Here is a 3,741-nt window from a genome sequence, read left to right as displayed (position 1 = left end):
AAAGCCGTCTGGCGTGTAGAAGCGCAGCAGGTTCTTCTGGTTAAGACTATCTGACATATCTAATTTTTCGTTAACCGCTGCTTGAATACTGTCCAACGTTTTCTGCAATTCTGGCGTTGGTTCTGTAATCATTTGGTTAGTCTGCACATTCCAGTAACGCCCAGAAAGACTCGCATACTGTGGCGTGATCCAATCTTTGTTTCTAAACGCCACAATTTGTTCATGCTGTTTACTCAATAAGTCTTGGCCAAATTGAATATAACGCTGCGTCGTAATGCCGAGTAAATGCTCAAGCGTTGGCGCCACATCGATTTCACCACCAAAGGTATGATCAATATAACCATCCGTCATGCCTGGCACATGGATCATAAATGGCACACGCTGTAAGTTCGCGTTGTCCAAGTCACTCCATTGGCTTTCATCTTTGCCCAAAATTGGCGCTAAATATTTCGCATCCGTGTTCGAGATACCATAATGATCCCCATACAAAACAACTGCAGTATTGTCATACAAGCCTGATTTTTTCAGATAATCAAAGAATTCTTTCACTGACTGGTCTAAATAGTGATTCGTGATAAAGTAGTTATCGACAATTTTAGACCCACTATTGGTCGTGATAAAGTTAGGATCTTGATCTTCTTTATCTAACGTGAACGGCGTGTGGTTCGTCACGGTGAGGTATTTCGCATAAAATGGTTGCTGTAACTGTTCCAAATAAGGAATCGACTCTTGGAACAACAGTTTATCTTTCAGACCCCAGGTTGTGGCCTTTTGTCCCGTCAAATCGAAATAGTCACCCGAGACCCAGTTTTGATAACCCATATGCTTATAAACATTGTTACGATTCCAGAAAGTGCCAATGTTACCATGGAAAACCGCACTTGAATAGTTCGCTCGCTGGTTCAAAATTGCTGGCATCGCTTGGAACGTCTGGTCATTGCCAAGCTTTGAGAACAATGACCCTTGCGGCAACCCAAACGTCGACGTCTCTAACATATTTTCCGCATCGGAGGTCTTACCCTGCCCCACTTCGTTAAAGAAATTATCAAAGGCCAAGGTACTTTGACTGTGATACAGACTATTCAAAAACGGCGTCACTTCTTGCCCGTTAATCTTTCGATCAATTGACATTTGCTGGAAACTTTCCAAGTGAATGACAATCACGTTTTTGCCTTTAGCACGCCCAAAGAATTGCGGATTGAGGGCCGCATAGTGTTTATTTACATAATTTTTAACTTGCGTAAATTCGGACGGTGTGGCACTTTTGCGCACTTGACTCGTTTGATAAGTATTAATGGCATCATAAATCGTAAACGGTCCTAGACCCAGATATTTAACCATGTACTCCCGATCAAATTGGCGGGTTAACAGTTGTGGCCGATCAATATCGGATAAAAACAAATTGGCCATGAGCACAAACACCCCAACTGTTAGCCATTTAAAGGGTTGAAAACGCGGTAATGGTCGTGGATCCAACTTGATTTTCCGTGCCAATATTAAGCCAAGCAACACCAAAATATCTAACCAAAATAAGATATCATGGAAGCCAAAGGCAATCGCCCCCGCTGCTTTGCCACCTTGGTTGACCGTACTATAGCCGAGCATGGTATTGATGGACATGAAATCCGAGAATTCTCGAAAATACACCACATTCAGATACAGCAATAGCGTTAAGACCGTATCTAAAATTAACAACGTGCCGTAATAGAGCTGCTTGGGTTTAATAAATAACGTCAAGCTGAATAAAATCATTGTAAATCCAATTGGATTCACTAACATTAACAACACCTGTAACGGATCTTGGACATGTAACCATTCAAAGTCAACACCGTAGGCTAAAATAGTCTTTAAGGTAAACAGCGTCAGGACCCAGGCAAAAAATCCGCGGCGCGTATTGAGTTGTCGCAACCAATTTTTTGGCGCTAATGTCGTCTGCCAGAACTGTTTCAAGCTTTTCTTTACACGATTTTTCATAATCTCCATTATACCAATAAAGCGATACACCTTGCGTTAAAACTTGTTATAATACTCGTATGACAATAGAAATCAAACATCAAATTGGGCTAGGTCCCATCCATGACGACGCCCTGACCATTCGCACAATCGTTTTTGTGGCCGAACAAGGCGTCCCAATGCAACTTGAGCTAGATGATCCAGCCATTGAAGCAACGGCCTTGCACATTGTGGCTTATGTTGACGGTAAATTGGCTGGTACGGCCCGCGTTTTTGAAGAGCAACCTGGGGTTTGGCATGTCCAACGCGTGGCAACCCTTTATCCAATGCGCGGTCAAGGCATCGGACGCCAATTATTCGCCTACATCGAAAAATTAGCCCCAGGTTACCATATCCAAGCCCTTGAACTAGGGGCACAAGTTCAAGCAAAAGGCTTCTACGAAAACTTAGGTTTCCAAGCTTTTGGCGATGAATTCTACGAGGCAGACATTTTACATATCAACATGAAAAAAGAATTGGTGTAAATCAATTCTTTTTTTCGTAGGCCACTTCGACCTGAATCTTGTACGGTTGTTGGACAGCGAGCAACGCCGTGCGCGTCGCAACATGTCCCATGCCCCCAGTAATCACGACGGATGACAGCGCTAATCGATAGGTCATCATGGCCTGATGTGTAGGTGTCATACCAACCATGACCAGTGTGCCAAGTTCACGCGCTTGTAATTGGTTAATGCCACCCATAATTTTGATGTCACCACCGACTTCAACCATATCAAAATAGGGTAAAAGCGTGCCTGGGTGATTCGCAAAAATCACATCATGCTGTAAAATAATTTGCCGTTGTGCCTGTTCACCAAGATGACCATAATCTTGTTTCATCAGCCCGAGTTGCATCAACGCCGTGGCTAATTGCGTGATATTGTCTTGCTGCGTGGCATTGACCGTCACTTCACCCATCATCACGTTTTGCCGTTGATACAGCCCATTAGCGGGTACAATAACTTCATGCACAGCCACTTTTTCTTCCTCAAGCTGCGGGCCGCCTAACACTTTCTCAATTTTTGGCGAAATATCCCATTTGACTACAGTATTTGTAAAATAGTAAATAATATTTAAAACGACAAAATAAGCCAAGATAACAAAAACAATGGCAATCATTGCCCCGCGTAGCCAACGCCCATTGGCCAAAAAACGATAGGCAATATATAACACATACCAGACGCCGATAGCACTAACAGCCGTATAAATCCGATTTTTTGTTTTAGAATTCGTTGAAAAATAGCCCAAATAGCTATTCACTAAATCAAGTAACGTAAACACTTATTGGCCACCTCCTGTCGGCGTTGTCTCAGGAATCGTTGCACTCACCGCTTTGTCTGCTGGTACCTGAGACGTTGAACTACTGACAGCTGACGACGAGGCCGGCGTACTATTTGCCGAAACGTCAGCTTGTTGCGACGATGATGAGGATGATGCTGGCAACGACGACGTCACAGCCGAAGAGGATATCACGTTAGTTGACGATAATGACGTACTGCTAGGAACCGATTCAGTCACATGTGATGAACTCGTCACCGATGACACCACACTTGTTTGTCGTGGTGCAACTTGGCCACCCTCTTTGGTACCAGTTGCAACATTGACAGCAAGATTCCCCGCACTAATCGCAATAATCAGTGACACAATTGCCGCCGGCGTTAAAAAAGGCGGTGTCCGATATTTCTTAGTCATAATTCCCCCAAGAGCCTTACTAAAAGCTGCTGATATCAATACATGTCACGCTATCTC

Annotated in this window: 4 protein-coding genes; 1 reads left to right on the top strand and 3 read right to left on the bottom strand. The window is 43.7% G+C overall.

The features are described 5' to 3' along the window. Positions 1 to 1,974, bottom strand: a 1,974-nt coding sequence (locus ACW12G_RS03510) for an LTA synthase family protein (protein WP_455647280.1), incomplete at its 3' end; no start/stop codon positions are given. A gap of 59 nt (positions 1,975 to 2,033) precedes the next feature. Between ACW12G_RS03510 and ACW12G_RS03505 the strand changes: the two genes are divergently transcribed. Next, on the top strand, positions 2,034 to 2,477 hold the full coding sequence (locus tag ACW12G_RS03505) for a GNAT family N-acetyltransferase (protein ID WP_455647279.1): 444 nt from the start codon (positions 2,034 to 2,036) through the stop codon (positions 2,475 to 2,477). A 1-nt stretch (position 2,478) separates the two neighbouring features. Here the strand turns inward: ACW12G_RS03505 and ACW12G_RS03500 are convergent, their stop codons facing one another. After that, entirely contained in the window at positions 2,479 to 3,273 is a 795-nt protein-coding gene (locus tag ACW12G_RS03500) for a DUF6681 family protein (RefSeq protein WP_147000902.1), read from the bottom strand. Then, a complete protein-coding gene (locus ACW12G_RS03495; RefSeq protein WP_270747690.1) occupies positions 3,274 to 3,684 on the bottom strand; it encodes a hypothetical protein in 411 nt (136 codons plus the stop codon). Between the last annotated feature and the right edge of the window lie 57 nt (positions 3,685 to 3,741).

This window comes from Leuconostoc sp. (assembly GCF_965300815.1).
The sequence above is the reverse complement of the archived record's forward strand: the minus strand, read 5'-3'. Positions and strand labels throughout refer to the sequence as shown.

Coding starts and splice junctions, on each gene's coding strand:
- ACW12G_RS03505 (WP_455647279.1), top strand. CDS start 2,034: ATGACAATAGAAATCAAACATCAAATTGGGCTAGGTCCCATCCATGAC.
- ACW12G_RS03495 (WP_270747690.1), bottom strand. CDS start 3,684: ATGACTAAGAAATATCGGACACCGCCTTTTTTAACGCCGGCGGCAATT.